The organism is Delftia sp. NA_296.1, from assembly GCF_052692095.1.
The window spans coordinates 164,385-184,292 of record NZ_JBQZGF010000011.1 but is presented as its reverse complement, the minus strand read 5'-3'; the positions used below and the strand labels follow the sequence as shown (position 1 = coordinate 184,292).

The following is a 19,908-nucleotide window of genomic DNA, read 5'->3' as shown; positions in this document are numbered from 1 at the left end:
TGGAGCCTGCCGATAACGGCGGATCAGCGTGCCGAGAACTGCAGCGCCAGGCCCGACTGCTCGGTGGCGTAGCGGCTCAGGTTGGCGAAGAACTCGCCCGCGCCCTTGGTATCGAGCCAGGCGCCCTGCGCCGCGTCGTAGCGGTAGTGGAAGCCGCCGGCCTTGGCCGCCAGCCAGATCTCGTGCAGCGGTTTTTGCTGGTTGATCACGATCTGGCTGCGGTTGGCAAAGACCAGGGTCACCATGCCACCCACGCGCTGGGCATCGAGGTCGGCATCGGTTTCATCGTTGATGCGATCGCAGTCTTGCTCCACCGCCAGCAGCAGTCGTTCGGCAAGGTCCAGAAATTCTTGGTCGGTCATTACAATTCGCTTATGTTGAAAGCCTCGCAAATTCTAGTCAGGTGCATTGCCCTTGGCGCCTGTGCGGCGTCCCTGGCCGCCTGCGGCCAGAAAGGCCCGCTGTTTCTGCCCAGCTCGCCTGCGGCCAGCCACCGCGCCACACTGCCGCAGACCCTGGGCATTTCCAGCCCGGCCGAGCGTGCAACGCCCGCACCTGCACCCACCACCTTGCCCGCTGGCCTGTCAAGTGCCGCCGTCGAAGAAAGCTCGACACCCACCGGCACCACGGACTCCCGCAAGCAGCAGGCCGACTGAGTCGGCAGCCGCGCTGCGGCTTGATGCACATCAACACCGCTGCCAGGCATGGCGCTTAGAGTGACTTTCTCTTGTCCCTCGACAACCCGCCATGCCCGTAGAGCTCTACCGAGACAAAAACCACGCCTGCCTGATGTTCACCGACCTCATCGAGGAAGATGGACAGGCCATACAGGCCAATCAGTTCCTCATCGTCGATGACGACACGGGCGCCATCATCGACCCGGGCGGCAATCTCGCATTCAACGAGCTGTTCATGGGCATGTCGCGGCATTTCGCGCCGCACAAGCTGTCCTATCTGATCGCTTCCCACGCCGATCCTGACATCATTGCCTCGCTGGACCGCTGGATGACCAGCACCAAGGCACAACTGGTGATCTCGCGCATCTGGGAGCGCTTCGCGCCCCACTTCACCAAGGTCGGCAAGACCGAAAACCGCGTGATCGGCGTGCCGGACGCCGGTGGCCGGCTGCCGCTGGGCCGCCATGAACTGCACCTGCTGCCCGCCCACTTCCTGCATGCCGAAGGCAACTTCCACTTCTACGACCCGGTCAGCCGCATCCTCTTCACGGGCGATCTGGGCGTGTCCCTGATGAACGGCATCGAGGCGCAGGTGCCCGTGACCGACCTCGTGCCGCACATCGCCCGCATGGAAGGTTTTCACTGCCGATACATGGTCTCCAACAAGATCCTGCGGCTGTGGGTGCAGATGGCGCGCCAGCTGCCCATCGACATGATCGTGCCCCAGCACGGCGCGCCCATCATGGGCGCCAAGGCGATTGCCGACCTGTTCAACTGGCTCGAAGGACTGCAGTGCGGCATCGACCTGTTCGACCAGCGCAACTACCAGTTGCCCATGGCGGACATCGACCCCGTGACCCGCCAGCTGCGCCCTGCCCTGCGCGCCGTGGCCGGCTAGCTGCTGGCGCGCCGGCGGCGCAGTGCATGGACCGCGCGCCAGGCCAGCAGCAGCGCAAGAATGGCGGCGTACACGCCGACCTCGGCAAAGTTGTTCTTGCCTGCGCGCATCCAGAAGAAATGCAACAGGGCCAGCGGCGCGACCGCATAGATACAGCGGTGCAGCCACTGCCAGCGCCTGCCGCCCATGGCGCGCATGACAGGGTGCGGTGAAGTCACCGCCAGAGCGGCCAGCAAGAGCAGCGCCGCAAAGCCCACCAGGATGAATGGGCGCTTCGGGATGTCGAGCACGATCTCGCCCCAGTCCAGCCCCATGTCGAACCATGCATAGCACAGCAGGTGCAGCAGCGCGTAGAAGAACACATACAGGCCCAGCATGCGCCTGAAGCGCGCCAGTGCCGTCAGTCCCAGCGCCTGGCGCAGCGGTGTCACGGCCAGCACCACGCACAGAAAGCGCAAGGTCCAGTCGCCGGTGGAGCGCAGCAAGGCCTCGGCCGGATTGGCGCCAAGCGTGTTCAAAATGGCTCCAGCCAGCAGCCACGCAAACGGCAGCAGGCACACAAGAAACACCAGCGGCTTGGCCGTCCGGTGCAGCAAAAGACGCTGCACCGCCGTCATTGCATGGGCCACATCAATAGAACTTCTTGAGGTCCATGCCGGCGTAGAGCTGGCCCACCTGGGCTTCGTAGCCGTTGAACAGCTGCGTCTTGCGCTTCTTGGCGAACAGGCCGTCTTCGCCAATGCGCCGCTCCGTGGCCTGGCTCCAGCGCGGGTGCGGCACGTCGGGGTTCACATTGGAATAAAAGCCGTACTCGTTGCGCGCCGCCTTGTTCCAGGCCGTGCCCGGCTCCTTGTCGGTCAGGCGGATGGCGACGATGCTCTTGGCGCTCTTGAAGCCGTACTTCCACGGCACGACCAGCCGCACGGGCGCGCCATTCTGGTTGGGCAGCACCTCGCCATACATGCCAAAGGCCAGCAGCGTCAGCGGGTGCATGGCTTCATCAAGGCGCAGCCCCTCGGTGTAAGGCCAGTCCAGCACGCCGCTGCGCAGGCCCGGCATCTGCGCCTTGTCGGCCAGGGTCACGAATTCCACGTACTTGGCACTGCCCAGCGGCTGCACCTTGCGCAGCAGCTCGGCCAGGGAATAGCCCACCCAGGGAATCACCATGGACCAGCCCTCCACGCAGCGCAGCCGATAGATGCGCTCTTCCTGTGGCGCGAGCTTGAGCAGCGCATCCAGGTCCAGCGTCTGCGGCTGCTGGACCAGGCCCTCGATCTTCACCGTCCAGGGGCGGGTCTTGAGCGTGTGGGCGTTCTTGGCGGGATCGTCCTTGTCCAGCCCGAATTCATAGAAGTTGTTGTACTGGGATACATCGGCATAGGCCGTGACACGGTCCATGGTGTTTGCGCCCACTACCTGGGAAGGCACGGAGGCCAGTGCCGCCAGCTTGCCGGGGCGCTGCACGCCCGCCGCCCAGCCGGGCAATGCCGCGCCGGCCGAGCCTGCGGCCAGGTACTGCAGCCAGGCACGGCGCTTGAGGTAGCCTGCCCGGGACGTGATCTCGCTGCCTTGCGGGTGTTGGAAGCCGTTGTCGTGGGAGCGGATCAGCATGGGAATCTCCTGGTGTGCCGGCGGGCACGGGGCGCTATTGCTGGCGATATGGCGATTGGGAGCCTCGCAGGCGCGCGCAAGTTCCCTGCGGCACCGATGCGATGGTGCACGAAAAAGCGGCATGCGCCTGAACGCATGCCGCTGCCCTTATCTTGCCACTGTCACTCTGCCACTGCCGTGGCTCAAAGCTCGCCGTAGCTGTGCAGCCCCGACAGGAACATGTTCACCCCCAGGAAGGCGAAGGTGGTGATGGCCAGTCCACCCAGCGCCCACCAGGCGGATACCGTGCCGCGCAGGCCCTTGACCAGGCGCATGTGCAGCCAGGCCGCGTAGTTGAGCCAGACGATCAGCGCCCAGGTTTCCTTGGGGTCCCAACTCCAGTAGCCGCCCCAGGCCTCGGCCGCCCACAGCGCGCCCAGCACGGTGGCGATGGTGAAGAAGGCAAAGCCCACGGCGATGGATTTGTACATCACATCGTCCAGCAGCTCGAAGCTGGGCAGGCGCTCGGCGATGCGCTTGCGCGCCAGCAGGATGCCGGCCACGATCAGCGCCGAGATGCCGAAGTAGACCATCCAGTAGCTGCCGCCGTTCTGGGTCGCGCCCTGGCGGAAGACGATGGGCTCGAAGCACAGCACCACACCCAGCATCCACAGCGGCGCGAGCTTGTACCAGCGGGTCTCCGTGGCCTGCTGCTTGATCAGGTAGGCAAAGGAGACCATGGCTGCCAGCGCAAAGGTGCCGTAGCCGATGAAGTTGGCCGGCACGTGCAGCTTCATCCACCAGCTCTTGAGTGCCGGCACCAGCGGCTGGATCTCGTGCGCCTCGCGCACCAGCGTGTACCACAGCAAAAAGCCCACGGCCGCGCTGACCACCAGCATCACGAAGCCGCCCAGGGCGCGCGTGTCGTAGTGCTGTTCGTAATAGAGATAGAAAAGCGCCGTCATCCAGCAGAACATGACGAACACTTCATAGAGATTGCTGACCGGAATGTGGCCTACATCCGGGCCGATCAGATAGCTCTCGTACCAGCGCACCATGGTGCCCACCAGCGCCAGCGTCACGGCCAGCCAGGCCAGGCGCGAGCCCAGCAGCGACAGCGCCGTGCCCTCGCCCCGCGCAAACATGCCGATCCAGTAGAAGACGGTGCTCATGAAGAACACCATGCTCATCCAGAGGATGGCCGACTGGCTGGACAGGAAGTACTTGAGGCCGAACACCGTGTCCGATCGCGCCAGTTGCGCCCCTTCAGGCCCCTGGTAGAGCCCGATGGCCAGCAGCGACAGCCCGGCCACCACCAGCATCAGCCCGCGCAGCGGGCGCCAGAACCAGCCCAGCCAGATGGCCGAGGGAATGGTGCCGACCAGGATGCACTTTTCGTAGACATCCATGTACTCGCCATAGCGCTGCAGCGCATACAACAGTCCCGCCGCCACCAGGGCCGCGAACACCCAGTCGAACCAGTTGCGGCGGGCGAAGAAGCCCTCGTTGAGCGTCAAAGTCGTCGTGGTAGTGGCGGTGTTCATACGGAACCTCCGGGAGATTTCTTGTGGATGGGCTCGGCGCCTATCAGCTTGCCGGCCAGCATGGCGAATTCTCTATCACCATCGAGTGTCTTGCGATTGGTGGACAAGGCCATTTCGGCATGGCTTTCCCCATCGCGGGGCGTGAGCCAGATCCAGAGGCGGCGGTCGCGCACGTACAGCATGCAGAACACGCCGATGATCAGGAACAGGCAGCCCAGATACACCACGTTCTTGCCCGGGGCGCGCGCCACCTGGAAGACGCTGGCCTGCACCTGCTTGAAGTCCTGCAGCATGAAGACCATGGGCATGGGGTAGAACTGCGCATCGCTGAGCGAGAACACGGCCTGGGTCATGAAGGACTGCGTCTGCTCGCTGGGCTCCAGGGGCGCCTGGCCCGCCTGCGTGCGCACGATCTGGGCCAGCTCGAACAGCACGCCGTTGAGAATGCGCACCAGCACCTCGCCCGCGCGTTCGCGCTCGGCCGCAGGCACATTGCTTTCCATGAAGTCCGAGATGGCCTGCAACCCGCCCAGCGGCTTGCCGTCCGGCCCCTTCTTGTCGGTCTGGCCCGCGAACAATTCCAGCGCCTTGGTGGCCGACTGCGCCAGCGCGCCGCTCAGTTCGGAACGCGAGGCGTCGATGGCCTTGGCCACATAGGCCTTGGCAGCCTGCTCGCGCAGCCGGGGGTCCTGCAGCGCGCTGCGCAGGCGCAGGAAGGTGTCCATCTCGCTTTCGGGATCGGCGGGAATGCGCAGGTAGCGCATGGCATCGGCCTGGTTGTCGCGCACGCCCAGCAGGAACACGCGCTGGCCGTCGCCCGTGTCCACGGGCAGCATGTAGTTCTGGAACTCGCGCGCCTGGCCCGAGGCATCGCGCAGCTTGTAGCGGATGCTGGGGCCGATGTTGCGCAGCTCCTTCTTGGTCACGGTCTTGTGGGCCGCGCCCAGGCGCTCGTCGATGGCCTGCTTCAGGTCCACCTTGCGCACATCGGTGCCGCTGCCATTAGCCCCGCCGCCACCGCCGAAGTTCTCCACGTTGATGGTGCGCAGTTCGGCAAACTCCAGCGTCACTGTCTCGTCCTTGCCGTCCGGGAGCTTGCGCACGAACTGGTCCGATCCGCCGATCACGCCCTCGACATCAAAGGGCTTGGCTCCCGCCTCCAGCGGCACGGCGCGCAGCTTCACCGACGAGCCGCCGTCGTCAAAGCTGGACTGGTAGATCTCGATGCCACGGTAGCTGGCCGGGTGGTTGACCTCGATGCGCTTTTCCAGTTTCTCGCCCGTGGCCTTGTCGTGGATGACGACCTCGCTGGCGAACAGCTTGGGCATGCCCGTGGAGTAGTACTCCACGATGAATTTCTTGAGTTCCACCGCAAAGGGCAGCTCCTGCAGCAGCACGCCGTCGGACTGCGACAGGATGGCCGTGCCTGCCGTGCCGCCCTCGGTCACCAGCAGGTTGCCTCGGAAGGTGGGGTTGCGCTCGCTCAGCCGGTGCTGCTCGGACACCTCGGAGATCAGGCCACCGCCGGTATAAGGTGTTTTGCCTCCCAGCCACATCTGCGCACGCACGACGAGGTCGCCATCGAACAGCCCGCCCAGGCAGATCAGCACGATGGCGCTGTGGGCCGCGATATAGCCCAGCTTGTGGGCCGCGCCCGCCTTGGCAGCCAGCATCCACCCCGTGCCGGGACCGGCCGCCGTGTCGCGCTGCTGCAGCCGCACCTTCCAGCCGCCCGACACCAGCTGCTGGCCCAGGCGCCTGGCGGCCTCTTCGGTGCTGCCGGGCACCACGTTCTGCGCACGGTGGCCGAATGCCTTGAGGCTTTGTTCGCGAACGTTTTCCTTGTAGCTGCGCAGATCGGCCAGGTACTTGGGCGCATGGCGTGCCACGCACAGCGAGGTACTGATCACCAGGAAGGCCAGGATCAGCAGGAACCACCAGGCGCTGTAGACCGCATTGAGCTTGAGCGCGAGGAACAGCTGGGCCCAGAAAGGCCCGAACTGGTTGACGTAGTTGCCCACCGGCTCATGCTGCTTGAGCACGGTGCCGATCACCGAGGCAATGCAGATGACCGTCAGCAGCGAGATCGCGAAGCGCATCGATGCCAGCAGCTCCAGGGTCGCGCGCGCGGCCTGCGGGCGGGAGGGAGCAAGAGCGGCACCGGAAGAGTTGTCTGACATGAAGAACGAAAAGCCAAAACCCGAATGAAAAAAGCGGGACCATCTGCATTCATGCGATGGACCCGCCTGGCTTGGGGTGTCTATAAAGCAATAGGTTCCCGGTGATTACCCTGGGAACCGCGTCGGCCCCGGGATCGCATCAACGCAGGCCAGCGATGTAGTCTGCCACGGCCTTGATTTCGCGATCGTTAAGCTTGGCAGCAACCTGCGTCATCTGAATGCTATTGCCGCGCTTGCCGTCACGGAAGGCCGTGAGCTGGGTCGTGGTGTAGTCGGCATGCTGGCCCGCCAGGCGCGGGTACTGGGCTGGAATGCCGGCGCCGTTGGGGCTGTGGCAGCCCGCACAGGCAGCAATGTTGCGCTCCTGGATGCCGCCGCGGTAGATGCGCTCGCCCATGGCCACCAGGTCCTTGTCCTTGGCAAAGCCGTCCTTGGGCTTTTGCGTGTGCAGCCAGGCGGCGATGTTCTTCATGTCAGGCTCGCTGAGCATGCTGGCAAAGCCCTTCATCACGGGGTCCTTGCGCTTGTCGTCCTTGAACTCCAGCAACTGCTTGACCAGGTACTCGGGATGCTGGCCGGCCAGCTTGGGCTGCAGCGGGATGGTGGAATTGCCGTCGGCCGCATGGCATGCCGCGCAGACGGCGGTGTAGCTGGCCTCGCCCTTCGCCAGGTCGGCCTTGGCCGCCTTCGGCTGTGCCGAGGCAGCAGGTGCCTCGCCAGCGGAGAAAGCGGGAAAGGCGGGGGCTGCAGCAAGAATGGCAGCCGTCAGCAAAGAGGCAAGCAACTTCATATCGAGGGCGTGGTTCTGTTGTTGAAAGCGCAAAATTCGGCGGATTCTACAATGGGGTCCCCTGTGATTGATATCGTCAGGAACCCTGGTTTCGCCCCTGCGCACAGAGGAAAACATATTCCTTGATCGTGGTCACAAACTGGCCACGGATTCGGTGCTGAACATATGTTTTTCGCAGCCCAGCATATCGATCTGTGCCAGCGCGGCAATAAGGGCTCTACCCATGTGGCGCGCAATACCACACCCGTGCGCGCCAGATTCCGCTTCCCCGTCGCTTCAACCCGCGCCGAAGCGGCTGTCCGCCTGGCGGCGGAACTCCGAGGGCGTCATGCCCTTGATCTCCAGGAAGCGCCTGTTGAAGTTGGCCACGTTGTTGAAGCCCACCTGGTAGCAGATGTCGGCGATGAAGCTGTCGGTCTGCATGAGCAGGTGGCATGCGCTGTTGATGCGTACCCGGCTGACGAAGTCGGTGAAGCTGTTGCCCGTGGCCCGGCGGAAAAAGCGGCTGAAGCGGCTCTCGCTCATGCCCAGCTCGGCCGCCACGTCGGCCAGGCTCAGCGGCTCGCTCACGCGCGCCATGATGCGGTTGACCACCTCGTTGATCTGGTCCACCTGAGCCTCGCCCTGGGCGCCCTGCATCTGCACGGCTGACAGCAGCCGGTAATCGGTGCACTCGGCCAGATCGGACAGCAGCGCGCAAAAGGCCGTGAAGCGGCGCATTCCGCGCGCACTCCTGACCGCATCCCAGTGCGCGCGCGCCGTCTGCGCCAAGCCGAAGAACTCGATGCCATGGCGCGCACGGTCCAGCAGTTGAAGCACCTCGCGCATCTCCGGGATCTGCTCGGCTGCACGGGCGATGGGGTCGTGGTTGAAAAGAATCACGTAATCGCGTGCAGGCGAGCCCCCATCGGGCGCATCGAACGAGATCCAGTTGTGCGGCAGGCGCGGGCCGCACAGCACGAGGTGGCCGGGCTCGAAGGGTCCTATCCAGTCTCCCACGAAGGCGCGGCCCGAGGTGTGGGTGATGAGGTGCAGCTCGTACTCCTCATGGAAATGCCAGCGCACCAGGGGGCTTGGGAAACCATGTGCCAGGCAGCGCACCAGGCCGCTGCCCTCCATATCCTCATAGCCCAGCGCGGGCGTCCGCACGAAATCGCGCTCCAGTTCAGGGTGACGCTGGCGGGGTGTGCGGCGGCGTGGGCTGGTCATGGCGGCGTGAAGGTTTCTGAAGAAGCCATGGGCAAACAGTATCACCAGCGGCGGCTAACCACCGCAATGGGCTGCCAGCGCGGCATCGAGTTCCGCACGCCGGGGCGGCTGGGCACCGGCGCGCGTGCAGTTGAGCGCTGCGGCCGTTGCGGCAAAGCGCAGCACCTGGCGCCACGCGCTCTCGGGCAGTTCCTGCAACTGGCCCGGCTGCTCGACACCCTGCTCCAGCAGCGCAACCGACAGCGCCGCGCCAAAGGTGTCGCCCGCGCCGATGGTATCCACCAGTTGCACGGCCGGCGGCTGCACCGACACAGGCGCCTGTCCTGCACGCAGCAAGGTCGCGCCGGCCGCTCCGCGCGTGAGCACCACGGCCCGGGGACCCAGCGCCAGCCAGCGCCCGGCGGCCTCCAGCGCCGGAACGCCGGGCGCGATAAAGGCCAGGTCCTCATCGCTGAGCTTGACCAGGTCTGCCTGGGCCAGCCAGCCCAGGCAGTCGCGCCGGAAGGCCTGGGCATCGCGGATCAGCGTGGGCCGCACGTTCGGGTCGAAGACGATGATGCGCCGTCCGCGCTCAGCCGCCACCAGGTCCAGGATGCGCGGCCCGACAGGGGTGTGCAGCAATGCGATGGAGCCGAACTGCAGATAGCGGCATTCGGGCGGCAACTCTGGCAGCTCGGCAGGTGCCCACAGCGTGTCCGCCGTTGCCTGCGTATAGAAGGCATAGCGGTTGGTGCCTTGCGCATGCTCGACAAAGGCCAGCGTGCTGGGCGCATCGCAGCGCTGCACCAGGCGCATGTCCACGCCGTTGCCCTGCAGATGCGCGAAAAGGCGCTCGCCGAAGAGATCGCGCGACAGTTGCGAGACAAAGCCCGTGGCCTGCCCGAGCCGCGCGGCGGCCACGGCGCAGTTGGCGGGCGCGCCTCCTTCATGGCCCTGGAAGGCCAGGCCGCCCGTGGCGGTGAAATCGATCAGGGCTTCGCCCGCGATGGCTATGCGCATGCGTTCTACCTCGCTGCCTGTTGGACAAAAGCATGGACACGGTCTGTGGCACGGCGGACCGCCTCCACCAGATGCGGATGGCCCGCGGCCTCACCCCACAAAGGCACTTCGGCACACAGCGCGGCCACGGGGTCGGCGGCGGCGCAGATGGCGTGTGCCACTGCGGGGTCCATGGCCTGATCCTGGTAGGCATAGGGCAATGTGTCATGGTGCCAGCGCTGCAGAAAAACCAGGAACAGCGCCGGCAGCATGGCCACGGCATCCATGGACGCGCCCTGCGCGATGCGCTCGCGCACCGTGGGCGCGATGAAGCCCGGGATCTTGGCAAAGCCGTCGGCCGCCACGCGCTGGTTGGTGTCGCGTATCGCAGGGTTGCCGAAGCGTTCCAGCACGGTGTCGCGGTAGGCCGGCAGGTCCAGGGCCGATGCCTTGCCGGGTGTTGCAAGGCAGGGGATCACATCCTGCGTCACATAGTCCCATGCCATCTGGCGTATCACCGGCACGGCACTGCCTTCGTGGATGAAGCGCAGGCCCGCCAGCGTGCCGGCCCAGGCAATGCAGCTGTGGCTGGCGTTGAGGATGCGGATCTTGGCCTCCTCGTAGGGGGCCACGGAAGACACCATCTCCACGCCCACGCGCTCCCAGGATGGGCGGCCTGCGACGAAGCGGTCCTCTATCACCCACTGTGAAAAGCTTTCGGCCGTCACGGCGGCCGCATCGTCCCAGCCCGTCGCGGCCTGCACGCGCTCGCGCAGCTCCGGCGGCGGGCGCGGGGTGATGCGGTCGACCATGGCATTCGGGCAGCTGATGTTGTGCCCTGCCCACTCGGCCAGTTCCTGCAGTTGCGCCAGTTGCATGAAGGCCAGCAGGCCGGCCAGCAGGCGATCGCCGTTGTGGCGCAGGTTGTCGCAGCTCAGCAGTGTGACCGGGCCCGCATGTGCACAGCGGCGCAACTGCAGGATGGCGCACAGCACGCCATAGATCGTCTCTCCGACCTGCCCCTGGCGCATGCGGCCGATGTCGGCCGCAAGCTCCGGGCTGCCGGTGTCCAGCACGCCGCTGCTATCGAGGTAGTAGCCAGCCTCGGTCACGGTGAGGGAGATGACACGTGTGCAGGGGCTGGCTCCGCGCGCGATCACGGCGGCCAGCCCGGGCGCATGGGGGATCACTTCGCGCAGGGCCTCGATGCGTTGGTAGCGCACCGATCCGCCAGGCGCAATCGTCTCCAGTGTGTAAGCCCCTCCCTGGCGCGCCAGCGCCTCCAGCGTCTGCGCCATGTCGGAGCGCAGGTTGGCCCCCACCAGCTCCCATTGCGTGTCCCCTGCATCGATCAGCCGCTGTTGATAAGCGGCCTGGTGCGCACGGTGAAAGGAGCCCAGGCCCAGGTGCAGCACCGTGGGTCTGGAAAGATGCGGAACAATCGCGTTCATGGTGACCAGAGGGAGATGAGGAAGAAAGGATGACTGCTCCGGGCAGCCTCTCGGAGCGAAGCGCTCAGGCGCCTGCCAGCGTGCGTCCCTGGCGGTCGAACAGGTGCAGTGCGCAGCCGGTGTCCAGCGCGACGGACACCGCGTCGCCCACGGCCAGTGGCGTGCGCTCGGCCTGGCGCGCAATGAGCTGCGCCCCGCCCACGCTGACATGGATCAGCGTGTCGGCGCCCAAGGCCTCGATCAGGTCCACGCGGCCCATGACCTGTCTCTGTGCAGCGGCATCGGTTGCGACCTGCGCTCTGGCCACGCGCAAGGCCTCGGGGCGTATGCCCAGCGTGCCGTCGGCGGGCAGGCGGCCCTGCGTGGCCCCGGAGAACACGGGCAGTGCCCCGGCGGCGATCAGGTTCATCGACGGCATGCCGATGAACTGCGCAACGAACTGGTTGGCCGGATGGTCGTAGAGCGCCAGGGGCGCGCCCACCTGTTCGATGCAGCCATCGCGCAACACCACCACGCGGTCGGCCAGGGTCATGGCCTCGACCTGGTCATGGGTGACATAGATGGTGGTGGCGCCCAGCGCCTTGTGCAGCTTGTGGATTTCCACCCGCGTGTTGCCGCGCAGAGCCGCATCGAGGTTGGACAGCGGCTCGTCGAACAGGAACACCTTGGGCGCACGCACGATGGCCCGGCCTATGGCCACGCGCTGGCGCTGCCCCCCGGACAGATCGCGCGGCTTGCGTTCCAGATAGGGCGTGAGGTTGAGCGTCTCGGCCGCCTGCCCGACCTTTCGGCGTATCTCCTCTTTCGGCACGCCGGCCAGGCGCAGCGCGAAGGACATGTTGTCGTACACGCTCATGTGCGGATACAGCGCATAGCTCTGGAACACCATTGCCAGGTCGCGCTCGCCCGAGGGCGCATGCGTGATGTCGCGCCCGTCGAGCAGCAGTTGCCCCGAAGTGATGCTCTCCAGCCCGGCGATCAGGCGCAGCAGCGTGGACTTGCCGCAGCCCGAAGGCCCGACGAAAACGATGAATTCGCCGCGCTCGATGGCGAGGTCCACGCCGCGGATGATCTGCGCCTCTCCGAAGCGCTTGCGTATGTCCTGCAGTTGCAGATAGGCCATGGTTTTCCTTGTGCAGCACAAAGCCGCGAAATGGATGCCGGACGGCTACTTGACGGCGCCAAAGGTCATGCCCTGCACCAGTTGCTTCTGGCTGAACCAGCCAAACACCACGATGGGAGCGATGGCGATCAGCGAAGCGGCCGAGAGCTTGGCCCAGAACAGCCCTTCGGGGCTGGCATACGAGGCGATCAGCGTGGCCAGCGTGCCGGCCCGGGCGCTGCTCAGGTTCAGCGACCAGAAGGCCTCGTTCCAGCTCAACACCAGGCACAGCAGCCCGGTGGAGGCAATGCCGCCCACAGCCAGCGGCAGCACCACATGGCGGAACTCGGCCCACAGGCCTGCGCCATCCATGCGCGCCGCTTCCAGGATCTCGTTGGGGATGTCCTTGAGCGCGCTGTAGAGCATCCAGACCATGATGGGCAGGTTGGACAGCGTGAAGACGATGACCAGCACGGTGAGCGAATCCAGCAAGCCCGCCCCTTGCGCCAGCACATAGATGGGCAGCAGGGCCCCCACGGCCGGCATCATCTTGGTCGAGAGCATCCACATGAGCACGTCGCGCGTGTGGCGGCTGCGGAAGAACGCCATGGAGTAGGCAGCAGGCACGGCGATGGCCAGGCCGATCAGGGTCGAGGCCAGGCTGGTGATCAGCGAATTGCGCGCATACAGCAGGTAGTCGCTGCGCTGCTGCACTTCGCCGAAGTTGGCCAGCGTGGGCTCGAACACGAACAGCGGCGGCACGGCAATGGCCTGCAGTTCCGTCTTGAAGGCCGTCAGGAACAGCCAGGCCAGCGGAAAGAACAGCAGCAGTGCCACGGCCCATGCCGCAGCGGCGCGCACCAGGGTGGAGGAACTTGTTTTCATCATGCCCTCAGTCCAGGCTCTTGCCGACGATGCGGATCAGGAAGAGGGAGACGATGTTGGCCAGCACCACGGCAAACAGTGCACCGGCCGAGGCCACGCCCACGTCGAAGTTCATCAGCGACTGCTTGTAGATCAGGTAGGTCAGGTTGGTGCTCTCGTTGCCGGGCCCGCCCGCCGTGGTGATGGCAATCTCGGCGAACACACTGAGCAGGAAGATCATCTCGATCATCACCACCACCGCCATGGGCCGCGCCAGATGGGGCAGCGTGAGGTAGTAAAAGCGCTGCAGGGCGTTGGCGCCATCCATGCGTGCCGCCTCCATCTGCTCGCGGTCCAGCGACTGCAGCGAGGTGATGAAGATCAGGCAGGCGAAGGGCAGCCATTGCCAGGACACCATGACGATGACGGACAGCAGCGGCATCTCGGTGAGCCAGTCCACGGGCTGCAGTCCGACGGCCCTCCACAGGCTGGCCAGCACGCCATAGATCGGGTTCATCATCATGTGCTTCCACAGCAGCGCATTGACCGTGGGCATTACGAAGAACGGCGAGATCAGCAGCACCCGCACGACGCCGCGCCCCGGGAACGGCTCGTTGATCAGCAAAGCGATCAGCACGCCCAGCACCAGGGTGATCAGCACCACGCTGGCCAGGAAGTTCAGCGTGTTCCACACGGCGGGCAGGAAGTCCGGATCGGTGATGAAGAAGGCGTAGTTGTCCCAGCCGGCAAAGCGGTGCTCGCCCGGCTGCATGAGGTTGTAGTTGACGAGCGAGAAATAAATCGTCATCAACAAGGGCACGAGCATCCAGCACAGCAGCACGGCCACGGCGGGCGCCATCAGGGCGCGGGGCAGCAGGCGCCTGGCGGACGCCGCCCTGTCGGGAGTCCTATCGGCCCTCATTTGTAGTAGCCGCTTTTCCTCATCTCGCGTTCGGCCAGCGTCTGCGAGGTACTGAGCGCCTGCTCCACCGTGACCTTGCCCGACAGCGCGGCGCTCATCTGCTGGCCCACGGCAATGCCAATGGCCTGGAACTCTGGAATCGCGACGTACTGCACGCCGGCATAAGGGGACTTGGGCTCGGTCGCATCGGTCAGGCTCACGCTGTCGATGGCCCGCTTCTCGGCTGCGGCAAAGCCCGCCACCTTCTGAAACTCGGCATTGGCATAGGTGGACTGGCGCGTTCCTGTGGGCACGGCACGCCAGCCGTGCTCCTGCGCGACCAACTGCACATACTCCCTGGAGGTGGCCCACTTCACGAAGACCTGGGCCGCATCGGCCTTCTTCGAGCTGGAGGGAATGGCCAGGTTCCAGGTCCACAGCCAGGTCGATCCCTTGGGCGTGCTGGCGATGGGTGCAGCCGCATAGGCCACCTTGTCGGCCACCTTGGATTGCTTGGGGTCGCTCACGAAGGAGGCGGCGATGCTCGCATCCACCCAGGCGCCGCACTTGCCCTCGTTGAACAGCGCCAGGTTCTCATTGAAGCTGTTGGCCGAGGCGCCCGGGGGGCCATAGGCCTTCATCAGGTCCACATAGAAACCCACGGCCTTCTTCCAGGCGGGTGTGTCGATCTGCGGCTTCCACTGCATGTCGAACCATTGGCCGCCGAAGGTATTGGCCATGGTGGTGATCAGGGCCATGTTGTCCCCCCAGCCCGGCTTGCCGCGCAGGCAGATGCCATAGACCCCGGCCTTGGGATCGTGGACCTTGGAGGCGAACTCCCGGACCTGCTCCCAGGTGGGCTTGTCGGGCATCTGAAAACCCGCCTTGTCCGCCAGGTCCTTGCGGTACATGAGCATGGAGCCTTCGCCATAGAAGGGCGAGGCATAGAGCTTGCCTTCGTAGGACAGGCCTTCGCGGATGGTGGGCAGCAGGTCGGCCGCGTCATAGGCGGCGTCGGTGGCAATGGGCTGCAGCCAGCCCTTCTTCGACCAGATCGGCACCTCGTAGATGCCCACGGTCATCACATCGAACTGGCCGCCCTTGGTGGCGATGTCGGTGGTCACGCGCTGGCGCAGCACGCCTTCTTCCAGCGTCACCCATTTGAGCGTGATGTCGGGGTGGGCCTTCTCGAACCGGGGGGTGAGCTTTTGCATCTCGATCATGTGGCCGTTGTTCACGGTGGCGATCACGAGTTCGGTGCCGGCGAGTGCGCCCACTGCGGCAGTGGCCATGGCCCATGTGAGGCTGGCCTTGAGCAAGCTGTGCATTTTTGTCTCCTTGTTCCCTGGTCTTCGAATGCTGGATCACCGCGCCTCCCATCCCGGCTGCGGATGAGGCATTGTGGCGACGGCCTCGTGCCCGGACTGGTACGACAGATGCGCCTTTCGATACTTTTATGCGCAGCCAAGCCGGTGATATCCCTTAGCCGATGCATCAAACCATTTGCCGCTGCTGCGGCGCATCCCTACCTCCTAGAATTCCGTTCATCCGCATCTCCGAGGCAGACCATGGCCGTGCAGCGCATCCCTGTTCCACCGAGTGCACTCGGCGAGTCCCCCTTCTGGCACCCGCAGGAACACCGGCTCTACTGGTGCGATATCCAGGACCGGCACATCCATTCCTGGGAGCCCGCCACAGGCCTGCACCGCAGCTGGGCCACGCCCAGCGAACCGGGCTGCTGCGCTCCCACGGACCGGGGCCACATCGTGGTGGGGCTGCGCGATGGCTTCGGCCTGCTGGACACCGCCACGGGACACACCGAAATGATCGCCCGCCTGGACCATGATCCGCAGCAGCTGCGGCTCAACGACGGGCGCTGCGACCGCGCCGGGCGGCTGTGGGCGGGGTCACTGTTCTCGCCCAAGACGGCGCCCGATGCCGCGCTGTGGTGCCTGCGTGCGGACGGCGCCGGAGGCTACGCCGTTCAGCGCATGGCAGGCGACTGCACCACGGCCAACGGCCTGGCCTTCAGCCCCGATGACGCCTGGATGTACTGGGCAGACACGCCAGCCCATCGCATAGACCGCTTTGCCTTCGACCTGGACTCCGGCACGCTGGGCACGCGCTCGCTGTGGAAGGCCTTCGCCCCCAAGGCCGAGGGCAGGCTCTATGGCGGCCGCCCCGACGGCGCCAGCGTCGACGTCCGGGGCAACTACTGGGTGGCCATGTACGAAGGCGGCTGCGTGCTGCAACTGAGTCCCGAGGGCGATGTGCTGCAGCGCCTGGACACGCCCGTGCGCTGCCCCACCATGGTCTGCTTTGGGGGGGAGGACCTGCGCACGCTGTACATCACCTCGGCCGGACACGGCCGGCCCGATCCGGAGCGATCGGCGCAGGTGCCTGCCGGCGCACTGATGGAGTGCCGTGTCGATGTGCCGGGCCTGCCGGTGAACAGCTTCCGCGAAGCCTGAGCCTGCTCGGTCCCGGCAATGTGTTGCCAGGGGCGTCAGGCCCGCATGCGCTGCAGCAGTCCTGCGGTCGATGCATCGAGCTCCGCCACATCCCCGCTGGCCAGGCGCTGCTGCAGGTCGCGCGCCAGCAGCTTGCCCAGCTCCACCCCCCACTGGTCGAAGCTGTTGAGGCCCCACAGCGCGCCCGCCACGAACACGCGGTGCTCCTGCAAGGCGATCAGCGCACCCAGCGCCGCCGGCGTGAGCGCATCCAGCAGTACGAAGGTACTGGGCCGGTTGCCCGGGAAGTGGCGATGGCCATCATCGCAGGAACGCCCCTGCATCAAGGCCTGGGCCTGGGCCAGGGCGTTGGCCAGCAGTTGCTCATGGTGGCCCTGCAGGCCGTGCGACGGCCGCTGCACGGCGATGATCTCCAGCGGCACGATGTCCGTACCCTGGTGCAGCATCTGGAAGAAGGCATGCTGCCCATCCGTACCCGGCTCGCCCCAGAGCACGGGGGCTGAGCCCAGCGCCAGCGGCCGGCCCTGGCGATCCACGCGCTTGCCATTGCTCTCCATCTCCAGTTGCTGCAGATAGGCCGGCAGGCGCCGCAGGCCTGCGTGGTAGGGCGCAATGCAGCGGCTGGCAAAGCCCAGCAGATTGCGGTTCCAGACATCGAGCAGGCCCAGGCGCACGGGCAGGTTGGCCTGCAGCGGTGTCGTGCGGAAGTGGTGGTCCATGGCATGCGCGCCGGCCAGCAGGTCGCGGAATGCCGCTGCTCCCACGGCGAGGGCCACGGGCAGCCCGATCGCCGACCACAGCGAATAGCGCCCGCCCACCCAGTCCCAGAATCCGAAAGTGGTGGTGATGCCCATCTGCGCAGCCGCCGAGGCATTGGTGGTCAGCGCCACGAAATGCCGCGCCACATCTTCACCGCCCTGCGCATGGAACCATTGCAGCGCACTGCGCGCATTGGTCAGCGTCTCCTGCGTGTTGAAGACCTTGGAGGCCACGATGAACAGCGTGCTGCGCGGCTGCAGCCCATCGAGCACCGATTGCAGCTCATGCCCATCCACGTTGGAGACGAAGTGCATGCGCCGCCGTGCATCGCACATTCCCTGCAGCGCCTGCACGGCCATCTGCGGCCCCAGGCCTGATCCGCCGATGCCCATGCACACCACATCGGTGATGCCGGCATCGGCCCTCACGCGCTCGGCATAGGCCAGCATGGCATCCAGCGTTTCGTGCACCTGGGCCAGGGCCCATGCCAGGCCCGGCGGCGACTCGCCGCGCGGGCAGCGCAGCAGCGCATGCAGCACGGCGCGGCCCTCGCTGCCGTTGACGTGCTCGCCGGCGAACATGGCATCGCGCTGCTGCTCCACTGCGCACTCGCGCGCCAGACGCAACAGCAGCGCCTCGGCCGGTGCATCCCAGAGGTTCTTGGACAGGTCTGCAAAACAGTGTGGCGCCTCCTGGCTGAAGTGCGCGAACCGGCCGGGATCATCGGCAAAGGCGTGGCGCAGATCGAAGCCCTTGCGCAGGGCCAAGGCATGGTGGTGCAGCGCAGGCCAGACAGTGGCATGGTCGCAGCGCGGGGGCTGGGGAATGACGGACAGCATGGGATGAAAGTAATCTGATTACCAAATCGACAACACATCTCTGGAACAAAACCTCAATACCTTCCTATAATTTATCCGATTCTTCAAAATTTTGGTAACCAAGTTACCAAAAAAAATAGGCACATCAACTTGTGGAGACAGCATGGGTTTCGATCTGGTTTTGTTCGGTGGCACGGGTGATCTCGCATGGCGCAAGCTCATGCCCGCGCTGTTCCAGGCGTTCCGCCACGGCACCCTCCCCGAGGGGGGACGCATCCTGTGCGTCGGTCGCGATGATCTGAGTGACGACCAGTACCGCGCTCTCATCCAGGGTCGCTTCGAAAAGGTGGAACTGTCCAAGCGCCCCAGTCCAGAGGAGTTCTCGCGTTTCGCGGCCCTGCTGCACTACCTGCGCATGGACCTGTCGCAACCCGCCGACTACGAGCGCCTGGCCACGGCGCTGAACACGCGCGGTGCCGAGACGGTGGTGATGTACCTGGCCACTGCGCCCAGCCTGTTCACCACGGTCTGCGAGCAGATTGCCGCCGTGGGCCTGAATGGCCCGCAGACGCGCGTGGTGCTGGAAAAGCCGCTGGGCCACGACCTGGCCTCCAACCAGGCCATCAACGCCACGCTGCGCAAGGTCCTGCGCGAAGAGCAGGTGTTTCGCATAGATCACTACCTGGGCAAGCCCTCGGTCCAGAACCTGCTGGCCCTGCGCTTCGGCAACGCACTGTTCGAGCCGCTGTGGCGGCGCGAGACCATTGCCAACATCCAGATCACCATTGCCGAGGAACTGGGCGTGGAAAGCCGTGGCGCCTTCTATGACCAGACCGGCGCGCTGCGCGACATGGTGCAAAACCATGCCCTGCAACTGCTGTGCGCCATCGGCATGGAGCCGCCGATCAACGCCTCGGCCCACGCCATCCGCGACGAAAAGCTCAAGGTGCTGCAGTCGCTCAAGCCCTGGACGCCGGAAACCCTGAGCCAGCACGTGGTGCGCGGCCAGTATCTGGCCGGCGCCAGCCAGGGCCAGCCCGTGCCCGCCTACCAGCAAGAGAAAGGCGTGGCGGCCGGCAGCCAGACCGAGACCTTCGTCGCCCTGCGCACCGAGATCTGCAACTGGCGCTGGGCCGGCGTGCCCTTCTACATCCGCACCGGCAAGCGGCTGGCAGGAAGGGATGCGCGCATCGTCGTGAACTTCCGGCCCGTGCCCCATCCCATCTTCCGCTCGCCCCTGTCCGAAGCCAACCGCCTGGTCATCAACCTGCAACCCAAGGACGGCCTGGAGCTGCACCTGCTGGCCCAGGGCGCCACCCAGCAGCAGGCCGAGCCTTCGCTGGCCCCCGTGCACCTGAACCTGGACTTCGACCAGCGCTTCGGCGCCAAGCGCGTGGGCGCCTACGAACGCCTGCTGCTGGACGTGATCGCCGGACGGTTGAACCTGTTCGTGCGCAGCGACGAGCAGGAACAGGCCTGGCGCTGGGTGGAACCCATACTGCAGCACTGGCGCAACGATCTCTCGGGGCCGCGCGGCTATGCGGCTGGCAGTTGGGGGCCCAGCGCGGCCAGCGCGATGATTGCGCGGGATGGGTTTTGCTGGAGCGAGGAGGTTTAGGCACCCCCTGAGGCGCTTCGCGCCTTCCCCCTCTCTACTCGCTACGCGAGGGAGGGGG

Annotated in this window: 18 protein-coding genes; 4 read left to right on the top strand and 14 right to left on the bottom strand. The window is 65.7% G+C overall.

Going from position 1 to position 19,908, the window contains the following annotated elements:
• Positions 1-23: 23 nt before the first annotated feature.
• On the bottom strand, positions 24-362 hold the full coding sequence (cyaY, locus tag ACUTR7_RS24465) for an iron donor protein CyaY (RefSeq protein ID WP_012207381.1): 339 nt from the start codon (positions 360-362) through the stop codon (positions 24-26).
• A gap of 12 nt (positions 363-374) precedes the next feature.
• On the opposite strand from cyaY, the gene lptM reads away from it, so the two are divergent.
• Together lptM and ACUTR7_RS24455 are read left to right on the top strand one after the other, a co-directional pair.
• Positions 375-656: an LPS translocon maturation chaperone LptM gene (gene lptM, locus ACUTR7_RS24460; RefSeq protein WP_445610017.1), complete on the top strand. Its 282-nt coding sequence runs from the start codon at positions 375-377 to the stop codon at positions 654-656.
• 91 nt (positions 657-747) lie between these two features.
• Positions 748-1,575, top strand: coding sequence for an MBL fold metallo-hydrolase (locus tag ACUTR7_RS24455; protein WP_445610016.1), 828 nt, complete (start codon positions 748-750; stop codon positions 1,573-1,575).
• Here ACUTR7_RS24455 and ACUTR7_RS24450 read toward each other — a convergent pair.
• The 12 genes from ACUTR7_RS24450 to ACUTR7_RS24395 form a co-directional block, all read right to left on the bottom strand.
• Positions 1,572-2,192: a sulfite oxidase heme-binding subunit YedZ gene (locus ACUTR7_RS24450; protein ID WP_445610046.1), complete on the bottom strand. Its 621-nt coding sequence runs from the start codon at positions 2,190-2,192 to the stop codon at positions 1,572-1,574. The two genes, ACUTR7_RS24455 and ACUTR7_RS24450, sit on opposite strands and share 4 nt — an antisense overlap.
• Before the next feature lie 13 nt (positions 2,193-2,205).
• Positions 2,206-3,186 (bottom strand): protein-methionine-sulfoxide reductase catalytic subunit MsrP, encoded by a 981-nt coding sequence (msrP, locus tag ACUTR7_RS24445; protein ID WP_063328279.1) that lies wholly within the window; start codon positions 3,184-3,186, stop codon positions 2,206-2,208.
• Positions 3,187-3,368: 182 nt separating this feature from the next.
• Positions 3,369-4,709 carry a c-type cytochrome biogenesis protein CcsB gene (ccsB, locus tag ACUTR7_RS24440; protein WP_012207385.1) on the bottom strand — a complete coding sequence of 447 codons (1,341 nt, stop codon included), beginning with the start codon at positions 4,707-4,709 and terminating at the stop codon, positions 3,369-3,371.
• Entirely contained in the window at positions 4,706-6,889 is a 2,184-nt protein-coding gene (locus ACUTR7_RS24435; protein ID WP_445610015.1) for a cytochrome c biogenesis protein ResB, read from the bottom strand. The genes ccsB and ACUTR7_RS24435 overlap by 4 nt, the downstream gene beginning before the upstream one ends.
• 139 nt (positions 6,890-7,028) lie before the next feature.
• Positions 7,029-7,679 (bottom strand): c-type cytochrome, encoded by a 651-nt coding sequence (locus ACUTR7_RS24430; protein WP_065345545.1) that lies wholly within the window; start codon positions 7,677-7,679, stop codon positions 7,029-7,031.
• A 276-nt stretch (positions 7,680-7,955) separates the two neighbouring features.
• Positions 7,956-8,888 carry an AraC family transcriptional regulator gene (locus tag ACUTR7_RS24425; RefSeq protein ID WP_012207388.1) on the bottom strand — a complete coding sequence of 311 codons (933 nt, stop codon included), beginning with the start codon at positions 8,886-8,888 and terminating at the stop codon, positions 7,956-7,958.
• Between the two features lie 54 nt (positions 8,889-8,942).
• Complete coding sequence (locus tag ACUTR7_RS24420) at positions 8,943-9,887, bottom strand: carbohydrate kinase family protein (RefSeq protein WP_202759588.1); 945 nt, start codon at positions 9,885-9,887, stop codon at positions 8,943-8,945.
• A gap of 5 nt (positions 9,888-9,892) precedes the next feature.
• On the bottom strand, positions 9,893-11,317 hold the full coding sequence (gene dalD, locus ACUTR7_RS24415) for a D-arabinitol 4-dehydrogenase (protein WP_445610014.1): 1,425 nt from the start codon (positions 11,315-11,317) through the stop codon (positions 9,893-9,895).
• Between the two features lie 64 nt (positions 11,318-11,381).
• Entirely contained in the window at positions 11,382-12,440 is a 1,059-nt protein-coding gene (locus ACUTR7_RS24410; protein ID WP_034397011.1) for an ABC transporter ATP-binding protein, read from the bottom strand.
• A gap of 45 nt (positions 12,441-12,485) precedes the next feature.
• Positions 12,486-13,304 carry a carbohydrate ABC transporter permease gene (locus tag ACUTR7_RS24405; protein WP_012207392.1) on the bottom strand — a complete coding sequence of 273 codons (819 nt, stop codon included), beginning with the start codon at positions 13,302-13,304 and terminating at the stop codon, positions 12,486-12,488.
• Between the two features lie 7 nt (positions 13,305-13,311).
• A complete protein-coding gene (locus ACUTR7_RS24400) occupies positions 13,312-14,205 on the bottom strand; it encodes a carbohydrate ABC transporter permease (protein WP_051940972.1) in 894 nt (297 codons plus the stop codon).
• Complete coding sequence (locus tag ACUTR7_RS24395) at positions 14,202-15,512, bottom strand: ABC transporter substrate-binding protein (RefSeq protein WP_269198274.1); 1,311 nt, start codon at positions 15,510-15,512, stop codon at positions 14,202-14,204. Before ACUTR7_RS24395 ends, ACUTR7_RS24400 begins: the two co-directional genes overlap by 4 nt.
• A 240-nt stretch (positions 15,513-15,752) precedes the next feature.
• Between ACUTR7_RS24395 and ACUTR7_RS24390 the strand changes: the two genes are divergently transcribed.
• On the top strand, positions 15,753-16,655 hold the full coding sequence (locus tag ACUTR7_RS24390) for an SMP-30/gluconolactonase/LRE family protein (protein ID WP_445610013.1): 903 nt from the start codon (positions 15,753-15,755) through the stop codon (positions 16,653-16,655).
• 35 nt (positions 16,656-16,690) lie between these two features.
• Here ACUTR7_RS24390 and pgi read toward each other — a convergent pair whose 3' ends face one another.
• Positions 16,691-18,253 carry a glucose-6-phosphate isomerase gene (gene pgi, locus ACUTR7_RS24385; protein WP_445610012.1) on the bottom strand — a complete coding sequence of 521 codons (1,563 nt, stop codon included), beginning with the start codon at positions 18,251-18,253 and terminating at the stop codon, positions 16,691-16,693.
• Positions 18,254-18,395: 142 nt separating this feature from the next.
• Between pgi and zwf the strand changes: the two genes are divergently transcribed.
• Positions 18,396-19,850 carry a glucose-6-phosphate dehydrogenase gene (gene zwf / locus ACUTR7_RS24380; RefSeq protein ID WP_012207397.1) on the top strand — a complete coding sequence of 485 codons (1,455 nt, stop codon included), beginning with the start codon at positions 18,396-18,398 and terminating at the stop codon, positions 19,848-19,850.
• Positions 19,851-19,908: the final 58 nt, after the last annotated feature.

Excerpts from the sequence above, each read along its gene's own strand:
- cyaY (WP_012207381.1), bottom strand. The coding sequence starts at position 362 with ATGACCGACCAAGAATTTCTGGACCTTGCCGAACGACTGCTGCTGGCG.
- lptM (WP_445610017.1), top strand. The coding sequence starts at position 375 with ATGTTGAAAGCCTCGCAAATTCTAGTCAGGTGCATTGCCCTTGGCGCC.
- ACUTR7_RS24455 (WP_445610016.1), top strand. The coding sequence starts at position 748 with ATGCCCGTAGAGCTCTACCGAGACAAAAACCACGCCTGCCTGATGTTC.
- ACUTR7_RS24450 (WP_445610046.1), bottom strand. The coding sequence starts at position 2,192 with ATGACGGCGGTGCAGCGTCTTTTGCTGCACCGGACGGCCAAGCCGCTG.
- msrP (WP_063328279.1), bottom strand. The coding sequence starts at position 3,186 with ATGCTGATCCGCTCCCACGACAACGGCTTCCAACACCCGCAAGGCAGC.
- ccsB (WP_012207385.1), bottom strand. The coding sequence starts at position 4,709 with ATGAACACCGCCACTACCACGACGACTTTGACGCTCAACGAGGGCTTC.
- ACUTR7_RS24435 (WP_445610015.1), bottom strand. The coding sequence starts at position 6,889 with ATGTCAGACAACTCTTCCGGTGCCGCTCTTGCTCCCTCCCGCCCGCAG.
- ACUTR7_RS24430 (WP_065345545.1), bottom strand. The coding sequence starts at position 7,679 with ATGAAGTTGCTTGCCTCTTTGCTGACGGCTGCCATTCTTGCTGCAGCC.
- ACUTR7_RS24425 (WP_012207388.1), bottom strand. The coding sequence starts at position 8,888 with ATGACCAGCCCACGCCGCCGCACACCCCGCCAGCGTCACCCTGAACTG.
- ACUTR7_RS24420 (WP_202759588.1), bottom strand. The coding sequence starts at position 9,887 with ATGCGCATAGCCATCGCGGGCGAAGCCCTGATCGATTTCACCGCCACG.
- dalD (WP_445610014.1), bottom strand. The coding sequence starts at position 11,317 with ATGAACGCGATTGTTCCGCATCTTTCCAGACCCACGGTGCTGCACCTG.
- ACUTR7_RS24410 (WP_034397011.1), bottom strand. The coding sequence starts at position 12,440 with ATGGCCTATCTGCAACTGCAGGACATACGCAAGCGCTTCGGAGAGGCG.
- ACUTR7_RS24405 (WP_012207392.1), bottom strand. The coding sequence starts at position 13,304 with ATGAAAACAAGTTCCTCCACCCTGGTGCGCGCCGCTGCGGCATGGGCC.
- ACUTR7_RS24400 (WP_051940972.1), bottom strand. The coding sequence starts at position 14,205 with ATGAGGGCCGATAGGACTCCCGACAGGGCGGCGTCCGCCAGGCGCCTG.
- ACUTR7_RS24395 (WP_269198274.1), bottom strand. The coding sequence starts at position 15,512 with ATGCACAGCTTGCTCAAGGCCAGCCTCACATGGGCCATGGCCACTGCC.
- ACUTR7_RS24390 (WP_445610013.1), top strand. The coding sequence starts at position 15,753 with ATGGCCGTGCAGCGCATCCCTGTTCCACCGAGTGCACTCGGCGAGTCC.
- pgi (WP_445610012.1), bottom strand. The coding sequence starts at position 18,253 with ATGCTGTCCGTCATTCCCCAGCCCCCGCGCTGCGACCATGCCACTGTC.
- zwf (WP_012207397.1), top strand. The coding sequence starts at position 18,396 with ATGGGTTTCGATCTGGTTTTGTTCGGTGGCACGGGTGATCTCGCATGG.